At 66.7% G+C, this 24,048-nt stretch carries 24 protein-coding genes and 3 tRNA genes; 16 read left to right on the forward strand and 11 right to left on the reverse strand.

What is annotated here, in order from left to right; translation table 11 throughout:
- Both BMX32_RS18805 and BMX32_RS18810 read left to right on the forward strand, forming a co-directional pair.
- Positions 1-252: a hypothetical protein gene (locus BMX32_RS18805; RefSeq protein ID WP_139206763.1), complete on the forward strand. Its 252-nt coding sequence runs from the start codon at positions 1-3 to the stop codon at positions 250-252.
- A 27-nt stretch (positions 253-279) separates the two neighbouring features.
- On the forward strand, positions 280-873 hold the full coding sequence (locus BMX32_RS18810; RefSeq protein WP_089980543.1) for a DNA-binding protein: 594 nt from the start codon (positions 280-282) through the stop codon (positions 871-873).
- 51 nt (positions 874-924) lie between these two features.
- Here the strand turns inward: BMX32_RS18810 and BMX32_RS18735 are convergent, their stop codons facing one another.
- The gene (locus BMX32_RS18735) at positions 925-1,086 is read right to left on the reverse strand and encodes a hypothetical protein (protein WP_170843706.1); all 162 of its coding nucleotides are present in this window, start codon (positions 1,084-1,086) and stop codon (positions 925-927) included.
- Positions 1,087-1,603: 517 nt separating this feature from the next.
- On the opposite strand from BMX32_RS18735, the gene BMX32_RS15880 reads away from it, so the two are divergent.
- The 4 genes from BMX32_RS15880 to BMX32_RS15895 all read left to right on the forward strand — a co-directional run bounded on the left by BMX32_RS15880 (position 1,604) and on the right by BMX32_RS15895 (position 4,449).
- The gene (locus tag BMX32_RS15880) at positions 1,604-2,716 is read left to right on the forward strand and encodes an S-(hydroxymethyl)glutathione dehydrogenase/class III alcohol dehydrogenase (protein WP_089980545.1); all 1,113 of its coding nucleotides are present in this window, start codon (positions 1,604-1,606) and stop codon (positions 2,714-2,716) included.
- A gap of 8 nt (positions 2,717-2,724) precedes the next feature.
- Entirely contained in the window at positions 2,725-3,141 is a 417-nt protein-coding gene (locus BMX32_RS15885) for a ketosteroid isomerase-related protein (RefSeq protein ID WP_089980548.1), read from the forward strand.
- 65 nt (positions 3,142-3,206) lie between these two features.
- The gene (locus tag BMX32_RS15890; RefSeq protein WP_089980551.1) at positions 3,207-4,193 is read left to right on the forward strand and encodes an MBL fold metallo-hydrolase; all 987 of its coding nucleotides are present in this window, start codon (positions 3,207-3,209) and stop codon (positions 4,191-4,193) included.
- A 31-nt stretch (positions 4,194-4,224) separates the two neighbouring features.
- Positions 4,225-4,449: an RNA-binding S4 domain-containing protein gene (locus BMX32_RS15895; protein WP_089980553.1), complete on the forward strand. Its 225-nt coding sequence runs from the start codon at positions 4,225-4,227 to the stop codon at positions 4,447-4,449.
- A gap of 12 nt (positions 4,450-4,461) precedes the next feature.
- Here the strand turns inward: BMX32_RS15895 and BMX32_RS15900 are convergent, their stop codons facing one another.
- The 6 genes from BMX32_RS15900 to lexA all read right to left on the reverse strand — a co-directional run bounded on the left by BMX32_RS15900 (position 4,462) and on the right by lexA (position 11,528).
- Positions 4,462-4,743, reverse strand: coding sequence for a hypothetical protein (locus BMX32_RS15900; RefSeq protein ID WP_139206764.1), 282 nt, complete (start codon positions 4,741-4,743; stop codon positions 4,462-4,464).
- Between the two features lie 371 nt (positions 4,744-5,114).
- Entirely contained in the window at positions 5,115-5,438 is a 324-nt protein-coding gene (locus tag BMX32_RS15905) for a hypothetical protein (protein ID WP_089980559.1), read from the reverse strand.
- 214 nt (positions 5,439-5,652) lie between these two features.
- Positions 5,653-8,799: an error-prone DNA polymerase gene (locus BMX32_RS15910; RefSeq protein ID WP_089980561.1), complete on the reverse strand. Its 3,147-nt coding sequence runs from the start codon at positions 8,797-8,799 to the stop codon at positions 5,653-5,655.
- Positions 8,799-10,208, reverse strand: a complete 1,410-nt coding sequence (locus BMX32_RS15915; RefSeq protein WP_089980564.1) for a Y-family DNA polymerase — start codon at positions 10,206-10,208, stop codon at positions 8,799-8,801. The genes BMX32_RS15910 and BMX32_RS15915 overlap by 1 nt, the downstream gene beginning before the upstream one ends.
- Positions 10,209-10,281: 73 nt before the next feature.
- Positions 10,282-10,911: a translesion DNA synthesis-associated protein ImuA gene (gene imuA / locus BMX32_RS15920; RefSeq protein WP_089980566.1), complete on the reverse strand. Its 630-nt coding sequence runs from the start codon at positions 10,909-10,911 to the stop codon at positions 10,282-10,284.
- A 2-nt stretch (positions 10,912-10,913) separates the two neighbouring features.
- Positions 10,914-11,528: a transcriptional repressor LexA gene (lexA, locus tag BMX32_RS15925; RefSeq protein WP_089980567.1), complete on the reverse strand. Its 615-nt coding sequence runs from the start codon at positions 11,526-11,528 to the stop codon at positions 10,914-10,916.
- A gap of 108 nt (positions 11,529-11,636) precedes the next feature.
- Between lexA and BMX32_RS15930 the strand changes: the two genes are divergently transcribed.
- From BMX32_RS15930 to BMX32_RS15940, 3 genes are read left to right on the forward strand one after another with little or no spacing between them, the layout of a single operon-like run.
- Positions 11,637-12,758: an MFS transporter gene (locus BMX32_RS15930; protein WP_089980570.1), complete on the forward strand. Its 1,122-nt coding sequence runs from the start codon at positions 11,637-11,639 to the stop codon at positions 12,756-12,758.
- 9 nt (positions 12,759-12,767) lie between these two features.
- Positions 12,768-13,385, forward strand: coding sequence for an HAD family hydrolase (locus tag BMX32_RS15935; RefSeq protein ID WP_089980573.1), 618 nt, complete (start codon positions 12,768-12,770; stop codon positions 13,383-13,385).
- Complete coding sequence (locus tag BMX32_RS15940; protein ID WP_089980576.1) at positions 13,382-14,152, forward strand: DeoR/GlpR family DNA-binding transcription regulator; 771 nt, start codon at positions 13,382-13,384, stop codon at positions 14,150-14,152. The genes BMX32_RS15935 and BMX32_RS15940 overlap by 4 nt, the downstream gene beginning before the upstream one ends.
- 58 nt (positions 14,153-14,210) lie before the next feature.
- Here the strand turns inward: BMX32_RS15940 and ppsA are convergent, their stop codons facing one another.
- Positions 14,211-16,583 carry a phosphoenolpyruvate synthase gene (gene ppsA / locus BMX32_RS15945; protein WP_089980579.1) on the reverse strand — a complete coding sequence of 791 codons (2,373 nt, stop codon included), beginning with the start codon at positions 16,581-16,583 and terminating at the stop codon, positions 14,211-14,213.
- Between the two features lie 185 nt (positions 16,584-16,768).
- On the opposite strand from ppsA, the gene BMX32_RS15950 reads away from it, so the two are divergent.
- Together BMX32_RS15950 and BMX32_RS15955 are read left to right on the forward strand one after the other, a co-directional pair.
- Complete coding sequence (locus BMX32_RS15950; RefSeq protein ID WP_089980915.1) at positions 16,769-17,584, forward strand: posphoenolpyruvate synthetase regulatory kinase/phosphorylase PpsR; 816 nt, start codon at positions 16,769-16,771, stop codon at positions 17,582-17,584.
- Between the two features lie 27 nt (positions 17,585-17,611).
- Positions 17,612-18,082, forward strand: a complete 471-nt coding sequence (locus tag BMX32_RS15955; protein ID WP_089980581.1) for a DUF1249 domain-containing protein — start codon at positions 17,612-17,614, stop codon at positions 18,080-18,082.
- Between the two features lie 184 nt (positions 18,083-18,266).
- Here BMX32_RS15955 and BMX32_RS15960 read toward each other — a convergent pair.
- The 3 genes from BMX32_RS15960 to BMX32_RS15970 form a co-directional block, all read right to left on the reverse strand.
- Positions 18,267-18,343, reverse strand: a tRNA-Asp gene (locus BMX32_RS15960).
- A 71-nt stretch (positions 18,344-18,414) separates the two neighbouring features.
- Positions 18,415-18,490: transfer RNA gene (locus BMX32_RS15965), tRNA-Glu, on the reverse strand.
- 11 nt (positions 18,491-18,501) lie between these two features.
- Positions 18,502-18,577 (reverse strand) — tRNA-Ala (locus tag BMX32_RS15970).
- A 204-nt stretch (positions 18,578-18,781) separates the two neighbouring features.
- Here BMX32_RS15970 and BMX32_RS15975 point away from each other — a divergent pair.
- The 5 genes from BMX32_RS15975 to BMX32_RS15995 all read left to right on the forward strand — a co-directional run bounded on the left by BMX32_RS15975 (position 18,782) and on the right by BMX32_RS15995 (position 23,949).
- On the forward strand, positions 18,782-20,542 hold the full coding sequence (locus tag BMX32_RS15975; RefSeq protein ID WP_089980584.1) for a cation:proton antiporter: 1,761 nt from the start codon (positions 18,782-18,784) through the stop codon (positions 20,540-20,542).
- Positions 20,543-20,708: 166 nt separating this feature from the next.
- A complete protein-coding gene (locus tag BMX32_RS15980) occupies positions 20,709-21,485 on the forward strand; it encodes an FKBP-type peptidyl-prolyl cis-trans isomerase (RefSeq protein ID WP_089980587.1) in 777 nt (258 codons plus the stop codon).
- Between the two features lie 212 nt (positions 21,486-21,697).
- Positions 21,698-23,047 carry a UDP-glucose dehydrogenase family protein gene (locus BMX32_RS15985; protein ID WP_089980589.1) on the forward strand — a complete coding sequence of 450 codons (1,350 nt, stop codon included), beginning with the start codon at positions 21,698-21,700 and terminating at the stop codon, positions 23,045-23,047.
- 1 nt (position 23,048) lies between these two features.
- Positions 23,049-23,252: a SlyX family protein gene (locus BMX32_RS15990; protein ID WP_343123863.1), complete on the forward strand. Its 204-nt coding sequence runs from the start codon at positions 23,049-23,051 to the stop codon at positions 23,250-23,252.
- A gap of 25 nt (positions 23,253-23,277) precedes the next feature.
- Positions 23,278-23,949: a DUF2058 family protein gene (locus BMX32_RS15995; protein WP_089980593.1), complete on the forward strand. Its 672-nt coding sequence runs from the start codon at positions 23,278-23,280 to the stop codon at positions 23,947-23,949.
- Positions 23,950-24,048: the final 99 nt, after the last annotated feature.

Consider the following 24,048-nt stretch of genomic DNA (forward strand, 5'->3'; position numbering starts at 1 on the left):
TTGCACCGAGCAGTCTCTTTCGCCGACGACACCGAGGCGCCGGACGCGATGCAGACCCACCACGAGCCTGAAACGCCCGGCCGAGCGCCGGTCATTCCCGAAGAATCGCCGTCGCGCGCGCGACCGGAAATGCCCGCCGTCGATCCGTCGAAGAGCACGCCGCAGGAACGACCTGCGCACCCCGATACGCCCGAAGACGACGGCACGCCGCCAACGGACGCGCCGGAAGCGCTCGCGATCCGGATCCCCTGAATCCACAGTGCGAAGGAGACCCGAGCCATGCCCGAGAAAATGACCACTGCCAGGGCACGGAAGGACAAGCGCGAAGGGAAATCGGCATCCACGCAGGCCGGTGAGTACGTGCATGAGGAAATCGAGCACGTTCGCGAAGGGAAGCACGGCGCACGGTCGGCGAAGCAGGCCATCGCCATCGGCCTTTCGAAGGCCCGGCGCGCCGGCGTGAATGCGAAGCCGTCGAAGACGGCGAGCAAGGCGACGAAAAAAAAGGCGGCCAGGGATTCGACGGCGTCGCGCATGCGCTCGTCGGGAACCGCGGCGAAGAAGGCGGCGACGACGAAACGGGCGTCCGGCTCGTCGGCCCGCAAGACCACGGCGAGGAAGGCTACCGCGAAAAGGGCGACGGCGAAGACCTCCGCTGCCCGGTCACGCGCGAGCACGGCGGCGCTGAAGCGCGAAGGGCACGCGGCCGCATCGACGCGCTCGCTGTCGGCGCAGGGGCACAAAAGTGCATCGAAGCGTACGGCGGCCAGCCGATCCGCGGCCGCGAAGAAAGCGGTCCGTACCAAGGGCGCCGCAGGCAGGAAAACGGCCGCGAAGAAGGCGGCCCGCACCCGGGCGCGGAAAGCGTCCTGACAACAGAAGGCCCGCCGTGAGGCGGGCCTTCGTCGTGGGGAACGTGTTGTATCAGACGGCGTCGTTGCTCAGGCGCGTGGCGACTTCGCCGAGCCAGTCATAGCCGTCCATCTCGCCGCCGAACAGGTCGAAGCCGCTGTTGGCTTCCATGACACGGTTGCCCGTGGCGTATTCGAAGGTCGTGATGCCGAATTCGTTGCGCAGTTCGTTCATGGTCGTGTCTCCCAGTCGTTGATGACCGGATGTTTCGATTCTCTGGCGCCGACGCCGCCGGTCTATGGCGTGGCGTGGACATTACGCTTGCGGGACCTTCCCTAGAAGGTGTGCCGGGCGCTCGGTCCGTTTCGTTTGGTGAACAATCGGTTCGTTAGGCTTTCGTCACGCGGGTTAAGGCCCGAATTCCTGAACTAACGAGTTTCCTATGTCCCTTCAGTATGGGCGGCCCGGGGCTTTACAAGGGCTTCCAAGCATCGAGTTCTTGGACAGGCTTGTGAGGAAAAGGTTCAAAGGCATGTCCGATCGAGGTGATTCGTGCCCTCTATCGCACCCTTACCCCGAGCTTTCGTTCGCCGTCCGGCGGGTATCCGTTAACCCTAGTTTAACTCCATCCGGCGCGCAAAGGCAATGCGCGCCCGTATGGGCCCTACGCGCGACCGTCCGCGGTCGTTAGAATCGACGGTCTTCCTCCGGCCAACGACCGGTCCCCGACGCCTCTTTCAAAGGAAACACCATGAAGTCTCGTGCCGCCGTAGCGTGGGAAGCCGGCAAGCCGCTTTCGATCGAGGAGATCGACGTCCAGGGCCCGAAGGCCGGGGAAGTGCTGGTGCGCATCGTGGCGACCGGCGTGTGCCACACCGATCTGTTCACGCTCTCGGGCGCGGATCCGGAGGGCGCGTTCCCGGTGATCCTCGGTCACGAAGGCGGCGGCATCGTCGAAGAGGTGGGCGAGGGCGTCACGTCCCTGAAGCCGGGCGACCACGTCATTCCCCTCTACACGCCGGAATGCGGCGAGTGCTCGTTCTGCCGTTCCGGCAAGACGAACCTCTGCCAGAAGATTCGCGTGACCCAGGGCAAGGGGCTGATGCCGGACGGCACGTCCCGCTTCTCGATGGGCGGCAAGCCGCTGCTGCATTACATGGGCACCAGCACGTTCAGCGAGTACACGGTGCTGCCGGAGATCTCGCTGGCGAAGATCAACAAGGACGCGCCGCTGGACAAGGTCTGCCTGCTCGGCTGCGGCATCACCACGGGCATCGGCGCGGTGCTCAATACCGCCAAGGTCGAGCCGGGCGCCACCGTCGCCGTCTTCGGCATGGGCGGCATCGGCCTGTCGGTGGTGCAGGGGGCGGTCATGGCGAAGGCCAGCCGGATCATCGTGGTCGATACGAACCCGTCCAAGTTCGAGATGGCGAAGATGCTGGGCGCCACGGATTTCGTGAATCCGCGCGACTACCCCGATACGCCGATCCAGCAGGTGATCGTGGACCTGACGGACGGTGGCGTGGACTATTCGTTCGAGTGCATCGGCAATGTCGACGTGATGCGCGCGGCGCTCGAGTGCTGCCACAAGGGCTGGGGCGAGTCGATCATCATCGGCGTCGCCGGCGCGGGGCAGGAGATCCGCACGCGTCCGTTCCAGCTGGTGACCGGGCGTGTCTGGCGCGGCTCGGCCTTCGGCGGCGTGAAGGGCCGTAGCGAGCTGCCGGGCTACGTGGAGCGTTACATGGGTGGCGAGATCAAGATCGATCCCATGATCACGTATACGATGGGCCTCGAAGACATCAACCGCGCCTTCGACCTCATGCACGAAGGCAAGGCCATTCGCTCCGTCATCCTCTACTGAGTGCATCGATGAACGACACCGTCGACCTGATCCATCGCTACTACGACGCTTTCAACCGCGGGGACTGGGCCGGCATGCTCGCCCTGCTGGACGAGCACGTGGTCCACGACATCAACCAGGGAGGCAGGGAGGTCGGCCGCGAGCGCTTCGCGGCGTTCCTGGCGCGGATGAACGTGAGCTACGGCGAGCAGCTGAAGAACATCGTCGTGATGACGAACGCGGCGGGCACGCGCGCGGCGGCGGAATACGTCGTCCACGGCGAATACAAGGCCACCGACGAGGGCCTGCCGTTCGCCCAGGGACAGACGTACGTGCTACCCGGCGGCGCGTTCTTCGACGTGGTCGACGGGCGGATCACGCGCATCACCAACTACTACAACCTCGAGGACTGGCTGTCGCAGGTGCGGCGCGTCGAGGTCGACTGACGCCTTGAACGGCGCGACGACGGGCCGCAGGTCATCCTGCGACCCGTCTCCCGCGAAGGCATCGCATGGCCTGGACCAATCCTTACTACGATCCCGCGAGCGCGCATCACACGCCGCACGGATTCCGTAACCCCGAACCCGATACGCGCGGCGCAGGCGATCTCCAGCGCTGGCGTCGGGAACGCAAGGAAGCCGGGCTTCCGCGTCCGCCCCGCGACGGCTACGAAGCGTTCTCGCACCGCTGGTGGCAGCGGGCTGCCTTCGATGGCGTCGACGACGCGGCCTGGTGGCTGGGGCACGCCAGCATGCTCGTGCGACGCGGCGGTATCGCCGTACTCACCGATCCCGTGCTCGGACGTCGCGCCTCGCCGCTTTCGTTCGCCGGGCCACGGCGTCGTACCGCGGCGCCGGTCGACGTCGCAGGCCTGCCGCCCATCGATGTCGTGGCGATCTCCCACAACCACTACGATCATCTGGACACCGCGACGGTGAAGTCCATCGCGCGCCGGTTCCCCGAGGCGGTGTTCGTCGTGCCGCTCGGGCTGAAGCCATGGTTCGCGCGGCACGGCATCGACAACGTCCGCGAGCTCGACTGGTGGGGCGAGACGTCGATCGGGGGCGCCACCTTCACCTTCGTGCCCGCGAGACACTGGAGCGCCCGCACGCTCTGGAACCGCAACCGCTCGCTCTGGGGCGGCTGGGTGATGGAGAAGGACGGCTTCCGGTTCTGGTTCGCTGGCGACACGGGGTATTCGGAACGACTGGCCGAGATCGGCGAGCGCGTCGGCACCATCCATCTGGCGGCGTTGCCCATCGGTGCGTACTCGCCGCGCTGGTTCATGCGGGGTCAGCACGTGGATCCCGACGAAGCGGTGCGCCTGCATCGCGAGGTCGGCTGCGAACGATCGGTCGCGATCCACTGGGGCGCGTTCGAACTGGCGGACGACGCGCTGGACGAACCACCCCGGCTGCTGGGCGAAGCGCTCGCCGCGGCTGGCCTCACGGCGGACGACTTCATGTTGCTCAACATCGGGGGGCGAATTGCGCTCTAATGGCGCCCCATCCCCTGCGGTTCCTCTCGCCATGTCGTTCCATGAATTCCGCCTCGAGGGCGACTACGTCGAACTCAACCTGCTGCTCAAGCTCACCGGCATCGCGTCCAGCGGCGGCGAAGGCAAACATATGGTGGCCGACGGCCTCGTCACCGTCGACGGCGTGCAGGAGCTGCGCAAGACGTTCAAGGTCCGCGCCGGTCAGGTCGTCAGGATCGGCGACGAGGAAATCAGCGTGTTGCCCGAGGTCGACTGAGTTCCCGCGCACCTATTCGTGCAAGGCGGGTCGCTTCATGGCCGCTTCGTCGATCGCGACCGGTGTTACGGGCACGTCCTTGAACGAATCGCTGCTGTTCATCGACGCATCCGCGGGGTCCTGACTGGCGCCGTCCGCGCCGGTGCGCTTCAGCGAATCGCTGCCGATCTCCGACATCACGACGTTCCGTGACACGGGCGAGACGGCGAGCTTCTGCGGCGGGACTTCCTGGGCGGCCACGGCGGTGGTCGCGGCGGCGGTGAGCAGGGTGACGAAGACGGTTCGGCGAAGCATGACCTTGCCTCCGGCGCGAATGTCGCGCGGTTGTGCGAGACGGGTCCGTCGACCCGTGGCTTTCGCAGTGTCGGCCGATGTGGGCGGAAAGACTTGCAGGTTCTGGTGGCGCGCGTTCTGCGCCGGCTCGGCTTGCGCCATCGCGTTGGGTCTCGCGGTACCGCCGGTGTCGTCGCTCCGTCTGCATCGTCGACTTGGAAAGGATGCCGCTGCGCAGCGGTGTCTGATGGCTGGCGCCTCTGTGGGAGCGGCCTTGGCCGCGATGGGTGCTTGCCGCGAGCACCCATCGCGGCCAAGGCCGCTCCCACAGTGGGGCGAGCAAAAAAAACCGGCCGCTTTCGCGGCCGGCTCTTTCGTTCATGCGCGGGACGTTACATGCCCGATGTGGAGGACTTCGCCGGCTCCGACATCGAATCGCCCTTCTTCATGTGCTTCTTGTGGGTCGACTTCATCGAACCGTCGCCCGACTTCATCGAGTCGCTGCTGTTCATGCCCGAATGAGCCTTGTCCTGGCTGGCGCCGTCGGCACCGGTCTGCTTCATCGAGTCGGCGCCCTTCATGGAGTCGCTGGTCGAATGCGTCGGCGTCGCCGCGGTGGACGAGGACATGGGCTCCGTCTTCTGCTGGGCGAGGGCTGCACCGCTGACGGCCATACAACCGGCCAGCATCGCGACGATCAGTTTCGTGTTGCGCATGACGAATCTCCTGGAACTTGTGGCGCCTTGGGGAGTAACCCCGATGCTCGGCGCAATGGCATCGGTCACCGGTAAGCCGGTTGGTGGGCAGACGCTATCGCTTTTCGATGACGTGTGCTCTTGCAAAGCAGCAAATTCGGGGGCAATCGTTCAGGCGGAAATTAGTCGGGGTTCAGTGACGGGCCGGGGCGCGAAGCGTGATGGCAGGTATCACCTAGTGGAAATCGCGGGACACGGAACCGAGGGCGGGTAACAGGTCGCTGAAATCGTGCAGCCGGGTGGCCACGAGGTGGCGCACGCCGTCGATCGATTGCCACTGGCCATCGACCGCGAGCAGTACCGCGTCGAGCAGCGCATGGCGGCAGGCCTCGGCCACCTTCGGGCGCACGATGACGTTGATCTGACCGGTTTCGTCTTCGAGCGTGACGAAGGTGATGCCGCTGGCGGTCTGCGGGCGCTGCCGCACGGTGACGAGGCCCGCGTGACGAAGCCACGCGCCATGGCGTTCGTGCTCGAGATCGGCGGCTCGCCGTGCCCGCCGCGACCGCAGGTTCTTGCGGATCAGGCTCAGGGGATGCGCGGTCAGCGACAGTCCGTGTGTCGCGTAGTCGGCGAACACGTTCTCGGCCAGCGTGGGCGGCCGCAACGTGGGGCGCTCTTCGGCGACCGCGTCGAGCAGGGGCAGGCCTTTCTCGATGCCCGAGCTCTCCCAGCGTGCACGATGGCGGTGGCCGCTGAGCGCGCGCAGCGCGCCGGCATCGGCGAGGCGTTCGCGCTCGAACCGGTTCATGCCGGCCCGGCGCGAGAGGTCGGCGAGATCGCGTAGCGGGGACGCCTTGCGCGCGGCGACGATGCGCGCGCCGAGATCCGCCGAAAGTCCGCTCACGAGGCGAAGGCCCAGACGCAACGCCTGGCCGCCGTGGGTCCGGGGATCGGGTTCGAGCGTACAGTCCCAGTCGCTGGTGGTGACGTCGGGGGGGCGCACCGCCACGCCGTGCCGGCGCAGGTCGGCGACCAGTTGCGCGGGCGCGTAGAAACCCATCGGCTGGCTGTTGAGCAGCGCGCAGGTGAAGATGGCCGGGTGGTGGCATTTCATGAACGACGACGCATACGCGATCAGCGCGAAGCCCGCCGCGTGCGATTCGGGAAAACCGTAACTGCCGAAGCCCTTGATCTGGTCGATGATCTGCTGCGTGAACTCGGGGGAGTAACCGTTCTTCGCCATGTTCGCGCGGATGCGCGGTTCGAATTTCTCGAGGCCGCCGCGACGCTTCCACGCCGCCATGGAACGGCGGAGATCGTCCGATTCGCCGGCGGAAAAATTCGCCACCACCTGCAACAGGGCCATCACCTGTTCCTGGAAGATCGGCACGCCGAGCGTACGTTCCAGCACCGGTCGCACGTTGTGCTCGTAGACGACGTCTTCCGGCGGCATGCGTCGCCGTTCGAGATACGGATGCACCATGCCGCCCTGGATGGGGCCGGGGCGGACGATCGCGACCTGGATGACGAGGTCGTAATACCGCTTCGGCAACAGCCGCGGCAGCATCGACATCTGCGCGCGCGATTCGATCTGGAAGACGCCCGTGGTGTCCGCCCGCTGGATCATCGCGTAGGTGGCGGCGTCGTCGTGGGGAATGTCCGCGAGACGGCGGTAGTCCGGGCCGCCCTGCAGGCGCAGCATGTCGATGGCCTTGCGCATGCAGGTGAGCATGCCCAGCGCGAGGCAGTCGACCTTGAGCAGCTTCATCGTCTCGAGGTCGTCCTTGTCCCACTGGATGATCGTGCGATCCGCCATGGCGGCGTTCTCGACCGGTACCAGGTGATGCAGTGGCGTATCCGAAATGACGAAGCCACCCACGTGCTGCGACAGGTGGCGTGGCATGCCGGCGAGCTGCTCGACCAGCAGCATGAGCAGGCGAACGACGCGGCTCTCGGTATCGAAGCCGCGCTCGCGCAGCCGTTCCACGATGGAGACGTCGCCGTGCGCGTGCGAATACGCACGGCTGAGCTGATCGAGCTGGTCTTCCGACAATCCGAGCGCGCGGCCCACGTCGCGCGCCGCGCTCTTGTGCCGGTAGCTGATCACGGTGGCGGCGAGCGCGGCGCGGTCGCGACCGTATTTGTTGAACACGTACTGCAGCACTTCCTCGCGTCGCTCGTGTTCGAAGTCGACGTCGATGTCGGGTGGCTCGTCGCGTTCGATGGAAATGAAACGTTCGAACAGCGTGGTGATCTGGTCGGGATCGACCTCGGTGATGCCCAGGCAGAAGCAGACGACGGAATTGGCGGCCGAGCCGCGGCCCTGGCAGAGGATCGCCTTCGAGCGCGCGAAATGGACGATGTCCTGCACGGTGAGGAAGAAGGCTTCGTACTCTTTCAGCGCGATCAGCGCGAGTTCCTTCTCGATGCGATCCACGACCGCCAGCGGCGTACCGCCGGGCCAGCGCAGCGCGGCGCCTTCGTAGGTCAGGCGGCGCAGATGCGCGGCCGGATCGAGGCCGTCGGGCACGAGTTCGCGCGGGTAGACGTAGTCGATCCGGCGGATGTCGAATCCCGTGCAGCGCGCGGCGACGACCAGCGTTTCGTCGACGATGTCGCGTGGATGGATGCGCGCGATCGTTTCGCGCGGCCGCAGGTGCCGCTCGCCGTTGGGGAACAGGGCGTGCCCCGCCTCGGCGACCGGGGTGTTCAGGCGGATCGCCGTCAATACGTCCTGCAACGCGCGACGATGCCGCACGTGCATGTGGACATCGCCCGCCGCGACGCAGGGCAGGCCGTGGCGGGCGCCGAGGTCGCGCAGCATGGCGAGGTCGGCCTCGTCGTGCTGTCCGCGATGGAGTTCCACGGCCAGCCATGCGCGTCCGGCGAAGTGCGTGGCGATCCACGCCGCGCGGTCCTCGTGCGTGGCGGTTGTCGTGGCGGTGGGGGCGCCGGGGGCCCAGAGCACGCAAAGACCGGGCGCGAGCGTTTCCAGATCGCCGCGATGCAGTTCGTAGCGCCCCTTGGGCGCGCGCCGCCGGCCGAGCGTGATCAGGCGGCAGAGTTCGGTGTATCCCGCCTGATCTTCCACCAGCAGCACGACGACGGTGCCATCCGACAGGCGCAGCTCGCTGCCGACGATCATCGGGATGCCGGTATCGAGCGAGGCTTCGAGGCCGCGCACGATGCCGGAAAGCGAGCATTCGTCGGTGATGGCGAGCGCGCTGTAACCGGCCACCTTCGCGCGCTCGAACAGCTCGCGCGCACTGGAGGCACCGCGCTGGAAACTGAAGTCGCTGAGCACGTGCAGCTCGGCGTAGGCGGGAACATCGGCGTCCCCGTCGTTGGCCGGGACGAGTCGGGAGACATCGAGGCGCATCAGGCGAACCAGCCGTGCAGCATCCAGCCGTCGAGGGTGCCTGGAGGAAGATAGGCCCAGGCCTGCTGGCCCTGCGCGGTGCGCACGATGTAGTAGTCGCGACGCGCGTCCGCACCATCCCACCAGCCGCTTTCGATGCGTTCGGGGCCCGCCAGTACCGCCGCCGGCTCGGGGCGCATCGGTACCGGGCGCGGCAACAGCCACAACGGCCGGCGCCGGCGCGGCGGCGACACGACGTTACCCGGCGTGCCGTATCGCGACGCGCGTTCGGGGCGATGGTCGGCCACCAGCGCGATCTGGCGAAGTGCCGCGTCGCCGAGACGCGCCCGTAGTCGCTCGTCGAGCGTGGGCCAGTCGAGCCCGTCGCCGCGGATCGGTTCGAAGAGGTCGCGCAGCGGCGGCCGGAACGTCGGCAGCTCGGCGGCGTCGATCTCGATCGACCGCGCGGGAGCCGGCAGCGTGGTGCGCTCCAGGCGCGTGCGCGCGAGTTCGAACAATCGCTCGGCATCGCGTTGGGGTGCCGCCATGGCCACGACGACACGCGTGGTCTCGCCACGCGCATGTTCGAGGGTGAGGGTGAAGCGCTGCACGCCGCCATCGCGAGCGGCGAGCAGGTTCGCCAGCGAGCGCGTGAGGCGGCGCAGGGGAAAGAGCAAGGGCTGGCTGCCATCCAGTTCCGCGTCGAACTCGATCTTCTGCAGGAAATTCGCGGGCGGCTGCCACGCGGGTAACGCGTCGGCCGCGTCGCCGCGCAGGCGATCGAGCCAGTTCACGCCATCGCGGCCGATGCGCCGGGTGAGTTCGGGGCGGGGCAGGCGAAAGATCTCGCCGAGGCGGCGAAAGCCCATCGCCTGCAGCGCGGTGACCGTGGCCGAGGGCAGGCCGCTCTGCGCCAGGGGCAGATCGCCGAGCATGCGCCGCACGCCTTCGCGCTCGGGTATCACCATGCCATCGGCGCTGGCCGCGAAGACCCAGGCGGCCGCGGCGAACGGCGTCGCCGCCATCGTATGCGCATGGCCCTGTTCGCCGAGGCCTTCGCGCAGGCGCTCTGCCAGCACGGGCCAGCCGTCGAACAGGCGGAGGCTGGCGCCGACTTCCATGAGGATCGCGTTGGGCGGCACCAGCGTCACGTGCCCACTGAACTGGTAACACCACGCGGCCAGTTCGGTCAGCAGCCGGTTCTCGGCCGCGGGATCGCGGGGGCGTACCTCGAGCGCGGGACATAGCGCCCGCGCGGCCGCGAGGTTCTGTCCGCGGCGCACGCCGTGCGCGGCGGCATCGGCGTTGACTGCGGCGATCAGGCGTTGGCGCGCCTTGTGATCGAGCAGGGCGGAGGGGCCTGCCTCCGGTGTCGCGGCGAAGGCGGCGGAGAACGCCAGGCCGGGAAAACGGAGACAGGCCCAAAGCATGGCTGCGCAGGAATGGCGACGACGAAGCGTCCGTCATGACGGCGTGGGACACGCATCGTCACGACGGCCTCCATCAGGCCCGCATACGCAGCAGCGGAGCGGTGGTGGTCAGCAGGCCACGCGACTTGAGCACCTCGACATAGGTGGCTTCGTCGCTGTTGCTGACCTTCAGGCGGAGCGCCGCGGGGCTGTTCTGCGCGGCGTCTCCGGCGGGACGGAAGAGCATGGCGCAGGCGTCGCCGCTTTCGGCCGCGAGCTGCAACCGGCGCAGGCTGCGGTAATCGATGTCGGGCAACCAGCCCACCACGGCACCGCAGCAGCCGGAGCGCAGGCACTGTTCCATGCTCCATGCGGCTTCGGTGCTGCCGGCATGGATTTCGTGCAGGAAACGCAGGTCGACGCCGGCCGCGGCGAGCGCGGGCGCGTAGGGCAGGTAAGGCGGTGCGACGAAGATGACGCGGCGGTGTTCCTGCGTGAGCGCGGCCAGCGCGGGCATCACCAGGTCGAGCTCGCCCAGGCCGTCGTGCTCGAACAGGATTTCGCTCAGCGCACCCTGCGGCCAGCCTCCGCCGGGAAGCTTCGCATCCAGCGAGGTCCATCCCGTGGACAGCGCGCGCACGCGCGGCTGCCGGTCGGCGGAACGACGCCAGATACCGGGATGGTCGAGCACCTGGGCAAGGTTCGGGGAGGCGATGGCGTTCATGGTCAGGTCCTGCGGATGATGCCGACGTAGCGCCCTTCGATGGCGAACGCGTGGCGACGGGGGTCGACTTCGATCGGCGCGAAGTCGGGGTTCTCGGGCAGCAACAGAAGACGGTCGCGATCGTGCTTCAACCGTTTCACGGTGACTTCGTCGTCGAGGCGCGCGACGACGATCTGGCCGTCGTTCGCCGTGGCGGTCTTGTGCACGGCGAGAAGGTCGCCGTCGAGAATGCCGGCGTCGCGCATGCTCATGCCCACCACGCGCAGGAGGTAGTCGGCGCGCGGACGAAACAGCGCGGGATCGACTTCGAGCTGCGACTCGATGTTTTCCTCGGCCAGGATGGGCGAGCCGGCGGCGACGCGACCCACCAGGGGAAGGTCGTTCGCGGCGGCGCGCTGGAGACCGGGAGGCAGGCGCAGGCCGCGATGCTGGGGCGAACGCTCCAGCAGGCCCTTGCGCACCAGGGATTCGATACAGGCCTGCGCCGAGCTGTGGCTGGAGAAGCCCATGGCGTCGGCGATTTCGCGTAGCGTAGGCGGCAGGCCTTGCGATTGCAGGTATTCCTGCAGGAAAGCCAGGGTCTTCTGCTGACGCTCTGTAAGGGATGGTGTCGACATGTGTACATTTGTACAGGTGTCGGCGCGGCCGTGCAAGAGGTCGCGAGCATTGCACGTTGTTGCACGTTTACGTACATTGGTGCGCATTCTTTCGCATCTGGACGACGCATGCGGCCCGCCCGAGCCACCCGACTCATCTTCCTTCTTTCCGGCATCGGCATGGCCAGCTGGGCCCCGATGGTTCCCTACGCGAAGCAGCGGCTCGGCCTGGACGATGCGACGCTCGGCCTCGTGCTGCTGTGCATGGGGTGCGGCGCGGTGGCGGCGATGCCGCTGGCGGGTTTCTTCACCCATCGCTTCGGCAATCGCGACGTCATCGGCATCAGCGGACTGATGGTCTGTCTGGCACTGCCGCTGCTGACGATCGCCCCGGACGTGTACTGGCTCGCCGCCGCGCTGTTGTTCTTCGGCGCGTCCCTCGGTGTCGTCGACGTCGCCATGAACGCGCATGCCGTGGACGTCGAGAAGCATGCGGGCAAGCCCATGATGTCGGGCTTCCACGGCCTCTTCAGCGTGGGCGGCCTCGTCGGCTCCGCCGGCATGGCCGCGCTGCTGAAGGCCGGCGCGCCGCTCACGGGCAGCGCGCTCGCCGTGTCGGTCGCGCTGCTGGCGATCGTGCTGACGCAATGGAAGCATTTCATCGTGCGCCTCGACGAGGACGGGCACGTGCGCGGCGGTGGTTTCCGCATGCCGTCGGCGACGATCTTCCTGCTCGGTTTCCTCTGTCTCGTCGTCTTCCTCGCGGAAGGGGCGATGCTCGACTGGAGCGCGGTGTTCCTGCGTTTCTCGCGCGGCTTCGACGCGTCGTCCGCGGGCCTCGGCTATGCCGCGTTCTCCGTGGCCATGGCGTGCGGCCGCCTGCTGGGCGACCGCATCACGGCGCACGTGGGGCCCGTCACGATCGTCCGCGGCGGCGCGTTCGTCGCGGCGCTGGGTTTCTTCATCGCCACGCTCGTGCCGTGGGGGCCGGCGGCACTGTTCGGTTTCGTGCTCGTCGGCCTCGGTGCGTCCAACATCGTGCCCGTGCTGTTCAGCGCGGCCGGGCGGCAGTCGGGCACGTCGGCGGGTATCGGTATCGCCACGGTGACCTCGCTCGGTTACGCGGGCATGCTCGCCGGGCCGGCCGCGATCGGTTTCGCCGCGCACCTGAGCAGCCTGCCGACCGCGTTGTGCGGCGTGGCCGTGCTGCTCGTGATCGTCTCGTTCTGCGCCTCCATCGTCCGCCGCTGAGGAATTCCCATGCATACCAGACGCGATGTCGTGATCTTCGATTTCGGCGGTGTCCTGATCGACTGGAACCCGCGTTACCTCTACCGCAAGCTCTTCGGCGACGACGAGGCGGCCATGGAAGCCTTTCTCGCCGAGGTCACCACGCCGGAGTGGAACCTGCAGCAGGATGCGGGCCGCTCGTGGGACGAAGCCGTGCGCGTGCTCACGGCCGAACATCCGACGAAGGCGGACCTGATCGCCGCCTACCAGCATCGTTGGGAGGAGACGCTCGGCGGTCCGATCGACGACAGCCTGCACATCCTCCGGGACCTGAAAAAGGCGGGCCATCCGTTGTACGGCCTGACCAACTGGTCGCAGGAAACCTTTCCGTTCGCGCAGGAGCGCTTCGATTTCCTCGCACTGTTCGACGGCATCGTCGTATCGGGCGCGGAAGGCATGATCAAACCCGACCCCCGGCTCTACCAGACGTTGCTCGAACGCTACGACATCGACCCGGCGCGCGCGATCTTCATCGACGACAACAAGGTCAACGTCGAGGCCGCCAATGCGCTCGGCATCCACGGCATCCATTTCCACGACGCGGCGCAGTTGCGCGCCGAGCTCGTCCGGCTCGGTTTCCTGCCGTGAACGCCACGCCCGACACCACGCTGCCGCGCGAGCGTCAGCAGCTGATCCTCGACCGGCTGCACCGCGACGGCAAGGTCGTGGCGGCCGATCTCGCGCAGGAATTCCGCGTGTCGGAGGACTCCATCCGGCGCGATCTGCGCGATCTCGCCTCGCAGGGCCTGTGCCGCCGCGTCTACGGCGGCGCGCTGCTGACCCAGGCGATCGCACCGCTGGACCAGCGTCATCACGAGCGCGCGGAACTCAAGCGCACGCTCGCCCACGTCGCCGCGAGCCTCGTGGGGGAAGGGCAGATCCTGTTCGTGGACGCCGGTTCGAGCAACACGGCCCTGGCGCGGGCCTTGCCGGAGCATCGCGACCTCACCGTGGTGACGAACGCGCCCGACGTCGCGCTGGCGGTGATCGGCCGGCCGGGTTTCGAGGTGATCCTGCTCGGTGGCCGCGTCGACCCACGCATCGGCGGTGCGATCGGTTCGCGCACGGTGCGGCAGGCGCAGGACATCCGCGCCGATCTCTGTTTTCCGGGAGTGTGCGCGATCGACCCCGAGCGCGGGCTATGGACCTACGACGAAGAAGAAACGGTATTCAAGCAGGCCATCATCGAAGCCAGCGGCGAAACGGTGGCCATCGCCACGCCGGACAAGCTGGTGGCCTCGGCGACGCATCACACGGCACCGATCGGGGCGATTTCGCATCTGGTGGTAAGTGCGGGTACGGATCAGCTCGTCGTCGCGCGTTATCGCGCGTCGGGCGTGCTGGTGACCATGTAATCGCCAGCAGGCTGGCTCCCACCGGCCACGGTGGGGGCCAGCCTGCCGACGACAGGCCTCAGCCGGCCTTCTTCTTCGCCAGGCGCAGCCAGGTATCCACGACGGTATCCGGGTTCAGCGACATCGATTCGATGCCCTGGTCCATCAGCCACTCCGCGAGATCCGGATGGTCGGACGGGCCCTGGCCGCAGATGCCCACGTACTTGCCCTTCTCGCGCGCCGTGCGGATCGCCATCGACAGCAGCTTCTTGACCGCCGCGTCGCGTTCGTCGAACAGGTGGGCGACGATGCTCGAGTCGCGATCGAGGCCGAGCGTGAGCTGGGTGAGGTCGTTCGAACCGATCGAGAAGCCGTCGAAGATGTCGAGGAACTCGTCGGCCAGCAGCGCGTTCGACGGCACCTCGCACATCATGATGACCTTCAAGTCGTGCTCGCCCTGCACGAGCCCGTTCCCGCGCAGCACCTCGATCACCTTGCGGCCTTCGTCGAGCGTGCGCACGAACGGGATCATGACCCACACGTTGGTCAGGCCCATCGTCTCGCGCACGTACTTCACCGCCTTGCACTCGAGCGCGAAGGATTCGGCGAAGCCCGGATCGACGTAACGGCTGGCGCCGCGGTAGCCGATCATCGGATTCTCTTCGTGCGGCTCGTAGCGCGAGCCGCCCAGCAGCCCGGCGTATTCGTTCGACTTGAAGTCGGACAGGCGCACGATCACCGGCTTCGGATACACCGACGCGGCGATCGTGGCGATGCCTTCGGCGAGGCGGTCGACGTAGAACGAGACAGGGTCCTTGTAGCCGGCGATGCGGGCATCGATGCGCGCCTTCGTCTCGGGATCCTGCTTCGCGTATTCGAGCAGCGCCTTCGGATGCACGCCGATGTGGCTGGCGATGATCATCTCGAGACGGGCCAGGCCGATGCCTTCGTTCGGCAGCATGCCGAAATCGAACGCGCGCTCGGGGTTGGCGACGTTCATCATGATCTTCAGCGGCGCTTCGGGCATGGCGCCCAGATCGGCCGTGATGCGATCGAACTTCAGGGTGCCTTCGTAGATCGTGCCGGTGTCGCCTTCGGCGCACGACACGGTGACGTCCGTGCCGTCCGGGATCGTGTCGAGCGCGTTACCGCAACCGACCACGGCGGGCACGCCCAGCTCGCGCGCGATGATCGCCGCGTGGCAGGTGCGGCCGCCGCGATTGGTGACGATCGCGGCGGCGCGCTTCATCACCGGCTCCCAGTCCGGATCCGTCATGTCGGCCACGAGCACGTCGCCGGGCTGCACCTTGTTCATGTCGGCGAGCGAGCGGATCACGCGCGCCTTGCCGGCGCCGATCTTCTGGCCGATGGCGCGGCCTTCGGTGAGCACCTTGCCCTTTTCCGACAGCTGGAAACGCTCGAGGGTGGTGGCGTGCGCGCGCGATTTCACGGTTTCCGGGCGCGCCTGCACGATGTACAGCTTGCCGGTGTTGCCGTCCTTCGCCCATTCGACGTCCATCGGACGGCCGTAATGCTTCTCGATGACCAGCGCCTGGCGCGACAGTTCTTCGACGTCGGCATCTGTGACGCAGAAACGGTGACGATCCTGCTGCGGCGTTTCCTCGATGCGGACGCGCTCGCCGGGCTGGTCGGAATAGACCATGCGCTGCTGCTTCGCGCCGAGGCTGCGGCGGAGCACCGACGGCTTGCCGTCGCGCAGGGTGGGCTTGAACACGTAGAACTCGTCCGGGTTCACGGCGCCCTGCACGACCATCTCGCCGAGGCCGTACGACCCGGTGACGAACACGACGTCGCGGAAACCGGACTCGGTATCGAGCGTGAAGAGCACGCCCGAGGCGCCGACGTCCGACCGGACCATCAGCTGCACGCCGGCGGAAAGAAACACGTCCTCGTGCTTGAAACCCTGGTGGACGCGATAGGCGATGGCGCGATCGTTGTAGAGGGAGGCGAACACCTCCTTGACCTTGTGCAGCACGTCGTCGATGCCGACCACGTTGAGGAACGTTTCCTGCTGGCCCGCGAACGAGGCGTCGGGAAGATCTTCCGCGGTCGCGGACGAACGCACGGCCACGGCGATGTCGGTCGCGCCGGCGTCGGCGCACAGCTTGACGTAGGCGTCGCGGATGGCCTGCTCGAGATCGGCGGGCAGGGCGGTATCGACGATCCAGCCGCGAATTTCCTTGCCGCCGCGAACCAGCTCGTCGACATCGTCGACGTCGAGCGTGGAGAGACGCTCGGCGATGCGCGTCGCGAGGCCGCTCTTTTCGAGGTAGGTCTGGAAGGCGTCGGCCGTGGTGGCGAAGCCACCGGGGACGGAAACGCCCAGTTTCGCCAGGTTGCCGATCATCTCGCCGAGGGAGGCGTTCTTGCCGCCCACCTTGCCGAGATCGGTCATGCGTAGCGCGTCGAGCCAGAGAACCAGGTCGCTCAAAGGAAAATCCTCACATCGGTTGGGCGGCGGGCCGCGCTGGGAAAAACCGGCGCATTGTCGTAGTGGTATTGCCGGGAAACAAGCGGCGATGCACAAGAACGACGCGTCATTCTGGGAGGTGGATGGTTATGGCGGCGTATTGGTCTTAAGGTGTGGCCATGGACTCCATGCAGGGAAACCGTTTCATGCGGCGCACCGTCTTCTTCATTTCCGATTCCACCGGTATCACGGCCGAAACGATCGGCAACAGCATGCTCGCCCAGTTCGAAGGGGTGCAGTTCGACACCCACCGGCTGCCCTTCATCGACAACGAGGCCAAGGCCGAGGCCGCGTCGCTGCGGATCAAGACCAAGTACGCCCAGGACGGCCATCGCCCCATCGTGGTCAATACCATGACCTCGCGAACCCTGTGCGACATCGTCGCGGGCAGCGGGGCGCTGATGCTGGACGTGTTCGCTCCGTTCATCGAGCCGCTGGAGGCCGAGCTCGGGGCCAAGCAGTCGGGCGCCGTGAACCGATCGCACGGGCTGGTGGACTTCGAGCGCTACGAGGCCCGCATCGAGGCGACCAACTACGCGCTGGCCCACGACGACGGCCTGGACGTCGATTACAACCAGTCGGACGTCGTGCTGGTGGGCGTGTCGCGGTCGGGCAAGACCCCGACCTGCCTGTACATGGCCTTGCATTATGGTGTCTGCGCCGCCAATTACCCGCTCACGGACGACGACCTCGACAAGCTGGAACTGCCGATGCGCCTGCGCCCTTACCGCAGCCGGCTCTTCGGGCTCACCATCGACCCCAACCGTCTGGCGCAGATCCGCGAGCAGCGCCGCCCCGGCAGCCGCTACGCGACGCTCAAGCAGTGCCGCTGGGAACTCGAACAGGCCGACCGGTTGATGCGCCGGGAGAACATTCCGGTCCTGAACACGACACATACGTCGATCGAGGAAATATCGAGCAAGATCTTCGAATACCTCGGTATCGAACGCCATATGTACTGACCACCCGGAAGGAGCGACGCGCTACCCATGACCGCCGTGATCGAACGCCCCATCGCCCTCATCCCAGGACGCTTCGAGTTCCTGATGGGTCTGTATGCCGAGAACTACCATCGGCTGGCGCGTCTGTTCGCTCCCCAGCGGCTGGCGGCGGGGCGCTATGTTTCCGACGTGGACGACGGGCTGAAGGTGCGCCTAGACGTGCAGGAAAAACACCCCTACACGCTGGAGCTCGAGCTCACCTACGACTTCGTGGACGAAGCCACCGGCCAGCCCTCGCCATCGGCGCAGCTGCGCATGTACACCGATGCGCACGTGGCCGAGGCCATGCATTGCCATCCGGGCCGCAAGCTCTCGCAGGTGCTCGGCCCGTTCCCTCCGGCGCGCACCGTGCTCCAGCACCGGCTGCGGATGAACGGGTTCCTCAGCCGCTGGCTGGAATACCTGGCGGAGCAGGGGCACTCGATCGGGACGCTGGAGCGGGTGGGTGACATCGCGTAGCGGCCATCTGCCACGACCCTGTGGGAGCTGGCTTGCCGGCGAACCCGCGGCAGCGGGCACTGTGCCTCTGTCACACCCCTGCGAGCACCCTTCGCGCGCGAGCGCGCTCCCACCCGAAGGTCGAAGCATCGGCGAATTCCGGGCAAAAAAAATCCGCCAGCTGGCGGATTCTTCTTTGAAGTAATGGCGGAGCGGACGGGACTCGAACCCGCGACCTCCGGCGTGACAGGCCAGCATTCTAACCGACTGAACTACCGCTCCACACTACGTTCAACTTCCAACTACTACCAACTTCCTTTTTCTTCCTTGACACTCTCCGGCGAGCCGGAAAGTGGCGTCCCCACGGGGATTCGAACCCCGGTCGCCACCGTGAAAGGGTGATGTCCTAGGCCTCTAGACGATGGGGACGTACTAGAAGTTGGTGGAGCCAGCCGGGATCGAACCGGCGACCTCCTGCATGCCATGCAGGCGCTCTCCCAGCTGAGCTATGGCCCCCTGCTGGAAGCCGCAAAGATTACGTCCGACCCGCGATTCCGTCAAGCATTCATTACACTTTTTTTGAATTTATTTTTCTCGAATCGAGAATGACGAGTCGCAGCACGGACTTGCGCGTTCGACATCGCGCCTGTCTCTCGCCTGTCGCGTGTGCGCATCGTCTCCAGCGGGTTAACCTGTCCGTCCATACCTACAGGGACAGGCATGCACGGCATCGTTTTCATCCAGGATCTGGCGACGGTGATGCTCGTCGCCGGCCTCACCACGGTGCTGTTCCAGCGCCTCAGGCAACCGGTCGTGCTCGGTTACATCATCGCCGGCGTGCTGATCGGGCCGCATACGCTGCCGGTCATCTTCATCCACGACGAAGAAACGATCCGCACGCTGTCCGAGCTCGGCATGATCCTGCTGCTGTTCGCGCTCGGCCTCGAGTTCAGCCTGAAGAAGCTGCGCGCCGTCGGCGGGGCGGCGCTGGTCGCCGCGTTCGCGGAAATCGTGCTGATGGTGTGGATCGGTTACGAGATCGGCCGGTTCTTCGGATGGACGGCGATGGACTCGCTGTTCCTCGGCGCGATGCTCTCCATCTCGTCGACCACCATCATCATGAAGGCGCTCGAGGATCTGGGTCTCAAACGCGAGCGCTTCGCGCAACTGATGTTCGGCATCCTCATCGTCGAGGATCTGCTGGCGATCGTGCTTATGGCATTGCTGACCGGTATCGCGAGCACGGGCGGCCTCGAAGCCGGCGAGGCGTTCGCCGCCGTCGGCCGGCTGGGCCTCTTCATGGCGGTTTCGCTGGTGGTGGGCCTGCTGCTCGTGCCACGCGTGGTCGACTACATCGCGCGCGTCAGCCGCAACGACGTGCTGCTGGTCGCGGTGCTCGGCATCTGCTTCGGCTTTTGCCTGCTGGTGACCGAGCTGGGCTACAGCGTGGCGCTGGGCGCCTTCATGATCGGCGCGATCGTGGCCGAGTCGGAGAGCGTCGCCCGCATCGAACGCATCGTCATGCCCGTGCGCGACATGTTCAGCGCCGTGTTCTTCGTCGCCATCGGCATGCTGATCGACCCCGACCTGCTCGTGGAGTACGCGCTGCCGATCACCGTGGTGACCATCGCCGTGGTGCTGGGCAAGGTGATCACGTGCAGTTTCGGCAGTTTCGTCGCCGGCAACGACGGACGCACCTCGCTGCGCGTGGGCATGGGCCTCGCGCAGATCGGCGAATTCTCGTTCGTCATCGCGTCGCTGGGCCTAACGCTCAAGGTGACCAGCGGCTTCCTCTATCCCGTGGCGGTCGCCGTGTCGGCGATCACCACGTTCCTCACCCCTTACCTCATCCGTTCGTCGGATCCGCTCGCGAGCTTCCTGGGCAGGGCGCTGCCGGCCCGCGTCACCGGCGTGTTCGGCGCCTATACGGAATGGATGGGCAACCTGGGGCTGCAAGGGCAGGGCGCGATCGTCATGAAGATGATCCGCCGGCTGGTCTGGCACGTGGTGATCAACACGGCGCTGGTGGTGGCGGTGTTCATCGGCATGGCGTTCGCCTATCGCCGGGGCTTCCTGCACCTGGATGTCTTCAGCGACGACCCGATGATCCGCCGGACGCTCGCGTGGTCCCTGGCGGCCCTGCTTTCGCTGCCCATGGTGGTCGCGACCTATCGCAAGGCCGGCGCCCTCGGCATGCTGCTCGCCGAACTCTCGATCCCCGACCGCTTCGGCGAACGGACGTGGCGCATCCGGGCCGTGCTGGGACGCATCATTCCCGTCATGTCCATGCTGGTGCTGGGGCTGCTGGTGGCCGCCCTCGCCTCGACCATCCTGCCGCCGCGGGAGGTCGCCCTGGTGCTGGTCCTGATCGGCATCGGGCTGACCTGGCTGCTCTGGCGGGTGCTGGTGCAGGTTCACGCCCGCCTCCAGGCCGCCATCCGGGACACCCTCGAGAAGCCGGGTCAGGACCGTCACGAGTGACGGCGATCCCGGAATCCGGAAAGGTTGCTGAACTTTTCGTGTGAAACCCTGTCTCTCGCCACGTCATTGCAAGCAGGGCGGGAACCACCGCACAATGGCGTTTCTGCCTCCACAAGGAGGTGTACACGGCGGCGTCGCCGAATCTTTCCAAGAGAGGGAGTATCGAATGAAGCACTTTTTGCGTCCCACGATGACGGCCGTCGCCCTGGCGGTTGCGCTGGGTACGGCTGCGGGCGCATCCGCCCAGGCCGCCAAGCCGGCTGCCGCAGCGGCACCGGTCGACAAGCAGAAGGCCAGCTATGTCGTGGGTTGGGACCTCGCCAGCTCGCTTCCGCCGCTCGTGGCGAAGGAAGTCGACGCGGCCACGGTCGCCAAGGCTCTCCAGGCCGCCCTGTCGGGCCAGAAGCCGACCATGTCGGAAGCCGAAGCCAAGTCCGTCCGTGAGGCCTTCGTGGGCCAGCTGAAGGTCAAGGCCGAAGCCGAGTACAACAAGGTCGCGGCTCAGAACAAGTCGGAAGGCGACGCCTTCCTGGCGAAGAACAAGTCCGCCGCCGGCGTGAAGGTCACGGCGTCCGGCCTGCAGTACCAGGTCGTCCAGGCCGGTACCGGCCAGCGTCCGGGTCCGAACGACACCGTCACCATCAACTACACCGGCACGTTCGTGAACGGCGAGAAGTTCGACTCCTCGGCCGACCACCAGCCGGCCGGTCCGGCCCAGATCCCGCTCGCCGCGGTCATCCCGGGCTTCCGCGAAGGCCTGCAGCTGATGCAGACCGGTGGCAAGTACAAGCTCTTCATCCCGTCGAACATCGCTTACGGCGCCAAGCCGGAAAACGGCTTCCCGCCGAACGCGACGATCATCTTCGACGTCGAGCTGCTGAAGACCGGTCCGACGCCTGCTGGCCAGGGTCCGGGCGCAGGCGCTCCGCAGGGCGGCAAGTAAGCCCCAGCGGTTCGCATGACGAGAAAGGGCGCGGAGCGATCCGCGCCCTTTTTTCGTTCCGGGAGCGCGGCATCCCACAGCGTCTCGGGTGACTGGTGGAAGCCAGCCTGCTGGCGATGGGAGCTCGCCGCGGTCGAGCCGGTTCCTGTCGCCCGATCGCTTCCCCGATTACAATGGCCCGTTGTGCACGACAGCGGCCATGCGGGAGCGTCATGAAAGTCACGATCTTTGGAACCGGCTACGTCGGCCTCGTCACGGGAGCCTGTCTCGCGGAGATGGGTAACCACGTGGTCTGCGTGGACGTGGACGCCGGCAAGGTCGAGCGGCTGAAGAAGGGCGAGATTCCGATCTACGAGCCCGGCCTCGAACCGATGGTGATCCGCAACCACGGCGAAGGTCGCCTCGATTTCACGACCGACGCCGAGCCGGCGGTGGCGCACGGCGACGTCGTGTTCATCGCCGTCGGCACGCCGCCCGACGAAGACGGCAGCGCCGACCTCCAGTACGTGCTGGCCGTGGCGAAGACCATTGGCGACCACATCGACCGGTACACCGTGGTCGTGAACAAGTCGACGGTGCCGGTGGGCACGGCCGACCGCGTCCGTGCCGCCGTGGCGGCGCGCCTCGAAGCGCGTGGTGTCGACGTGCCGTTCGACGTCGTCTCCAATCCCGAATTCCTCAAGGAGGGCGACGCGGTCGAAGACTGCATGCGCCCGGACCGCATCATCGTGGGTGCGTCGAGTGCGAAGGCCGTTGGCGTGCTGCGCAAACTCTACGCGCCGTTCAACCGCAATCACGATCGCATGGTGCTGATGGATGTGCGCTCCGCGGAGCTGACGAAGTACGCGGCCAACGCGATGCTCGCGACGAAGATCAGCTTCATGAACGAGATCGCGAACATCGCCGAGCACGTGGGCGCGGATGTCGAGCTCGTCCGGCAGGGCATCGGCGCGGATCCTCGCATCGGTTATCACTTCATCTACCCCGGCGCCGGCTACGGCGGATCGTGCTTCCCCAAGGACGTGCAGGCGCTCGCGCGCACCGCGCATTCGGTGGGTTACGAAGCGCGCCTGCTCGATGCCGTGGAGGCCGTCAACGACGCGCAGAAGTCGCGCCTGTTCGAGCTGGTCTCGAAGCATTTCGGCGGCAAGCTGAAGGGTCGCACCATCGCCGTCTGGGGACTGGCCTTCAAGGCGAATACCGACGACATGCGCGAAGCGTCGAGCCGGCGTCTCATGGAGCAACTCTGGGAGGCCGGCGCCAGTGTGCGCGCGTTCGATCCCGAAGCCGCCCACGAAACCCATCGCATCTACGGCGATCGCGACGACCTCCGCCTCGTCGAACGTCCCTACGAGGCGCTGGAAGGGGCCGACGCGCTCGTCATCGTCACGGAGTGGAAGGCTTTCCGCAGCCCGGACTTCGCGCGCGTGAAGGCGTTGCTCGGCACGCCGGTGATCTTCGACGGTCGCAACATCTACGATCCGGCCCTCGTCGAGGAAGCCGGTATCGCGTATTACGGCATCGGTCGCGGCCGCAGCCTCGCGGGCAGCGACCATGGATGACATGGAAGAACGCATCACCGAACTCGAGGTGCGCCTCGCGTTCGTGGACGATACCGTCAACGGTCTTTCGTCGGCGGACGCGGAAATCGCGCGTCGGCTGGACCTGCTGGAACGAGCCCTGCGCGATCTGCGCTCGGACCTCGTGAACATGCGCGCGGGGATCGGCGGCGACGCCGCCAGCGAACCCCCGCCGCCGCACTACTGAAGCAATCGAACGAGTCTTACCGATCATGGCAGAGTCCCTGCGCGACCAGTTGTTGAAGAGCGGCCTCGTGAAAGACGTTCGCGAGGAGAAAAGGAATCCGTCGCCTCCGCGGCAGGGGCAGAACGGCTCCGCGAGCGGTCAGCCCTATGCGGGCAACCGGCCGAAGCAGGGCGGCAAGCCGCAGGGCGGTCGTCCCGGGCAAGGCGGCCGACCGGACCGGGGCGGCCGTCCTCCGCAGCACGGGAGCAAGCCGGGCAAGTCCGCACAGGGCTCGCAGCCGCGCAAGGACGGCGAGATCGACCTGGCCAAGGCCTATGCGATCCGGGCGCAGACCGACGCCTCCGAACGCCGCAAGGCCGAAGCCGAAGCGGCCGAGGCGGCGCGCCTGCGTAAGGAGCGCAAGCGAAAGGTCGAAGAGCTTCTGAAGGGCAAGGCCCTCAATCTCGCCGAAGCCGATCAGGTCAGGCACTTTCCATATGGCGACAAGATTCGCCGGGTGCATGTCGACACGGCACAGCTCGCCGCGCTCAACGCGGGCGAACTCGGGGTCGTGCAGCAGGGCGGACGCTATCTCGTCGTCGATAAGTCGGTGATCGACGCGCTGCGCGACATCGCGCCGGAGTTCATCGCGCTGATGGTCGACCCGAATGCGACGAGCGAATCGGACGATGGCGTGCCCGACGATCTGATGTGGTGAAAGCCGTCACGGCGTAACGACGCATGTGGGAGCGGCCTTGGCCGCGATGGGTGCTCGTGGCAAGGGCAAGCACCCATCGCGGCCGAGGCCGCTCCCACA

The sequence above is a fragment of the Luteibacter sp. UNCMF331Sha3.1 genome (assembly GCF_900109915.1).
In the GTDB taxonomy this organism is placed as follows: domain Bacteria; phylum Pseudomonadota; class Gammaproteobacteria; order Xanthomonadales; family Rhodanobacteraceae; genus Luteibacter.